The sequence below is a fragment of the Oscillibacter sp. UBA6647 genome, from assembly GCA_002455655.1.
Taxonomy (GTDB): domain Bacteria; phylum Bacillota; class Clostridia; order Oscillospirales; family Oscillospiraceae; genus Oscillibacter.
Map to the genome: position 1 here is coordinate 1 of DKLF01000121.1, position 1,134 is coordinate 1,134.

Below are 1,134 nucleotides of genomic sequence, written 5' to 3' on the forward strand. Positions count from 1 at the left end.
AAACCCAGAAGACGGACCTGAGCCACATCAACCGCCTGGACTATTACGAGCAGGGCCGGTTTATGGAGCTGGATTTAAGCTCCCGCAGAAATCTGGAGCTGACCGAGACAATGCGGGGCAAGGAGCGGCGCGGCAGCCTTCTGTGGGTTTTGGACAAGACGAAAACCTCCATGGGGGGACGGTGTCTGCGGGGCTGGCTGGAACGGCCCTTGCTCTCCGTCACCGCCATCAACAGCCGCCTTTCCGCCGTGGCTGCGCTGGTGGACAACACCATCGGCCGCGAGGAACTGATTGCCGCTATGAGCGGGCTGGGGGATTTGGAGCGGCTGATCGGCCGCATTACCTACGGAACCGCCGGCGGGCGGGACCTTGCGGCCCTGCGCTGCGCCATTGAAAAGCTGCCGGACATCGCGGCGCGGCTGTCCGCGTTTTCCGACCGGCGGCTTCGTGAGCTTTCGGACCTGTTGGACCCGCTTGCCGACGTGGGGGCACTGATCGCCGCCGCCATCTGCGACGAGCCGCCCTTTTCCGTCCGGGAAGGGGGCTTTATCCGAGACGGATACGACCCAGAGGTGGACCGGCTTCGCAGCGTGATGAACGGGGGCAAGGGCCTTCTTGCGGACATTGAGGCCCGGGAGAAGGAGAAAACCGGCATCCGCACCCTGAAGGTGGGCTTCAACAAGGTGTTCGGTTATTACATCGAGGTCAGCAAGTCCATGATTGACAAGGTTCCTGACAGCTACGTCCGCAAGCAGACCACCACAAACGGCGAACGGTATGTCACGCAGGAGCTAAAGGATTTGGAGCGGGAGATTCTCACCGCCTCCGAGCGGGTAACGGCGCTGGAATATCAGCTTTTTACCGGGTTGCGGGAAAAAATCGTGGCCGAGGCCGCCCGCATTCAGCAGACCGCGGCGGCGGCAGCCGAGCTGGACGCGCTGGGGTCCCTTGCAAGCGTGGCGGCCCGGAACGGCTATTGCCGCCCCCATGTGGATGAGTCCGGCGTGATTGAAGTGACCGGAGGACGGCATCCCGTGGTGGAGCAGGTGCTGAAGGACAGTCTGTTTGTCCCCAACGACACGTTTATGGGCGAACGGGAGCAGCGGGTGGCCATCATCACCGGCCCCAACATGG

1 pseudogene is annotated in these 1,134 nt (G+C 62.9%); it reads left to right on the plus strand.

From position 1 onward, the window contains the following. A pseudogene (locus B2W96_RS08910) lies at positions 1 to 1,134 on the plus strand (DNA mismatch repair protein MutS); the annotation flags it as partial.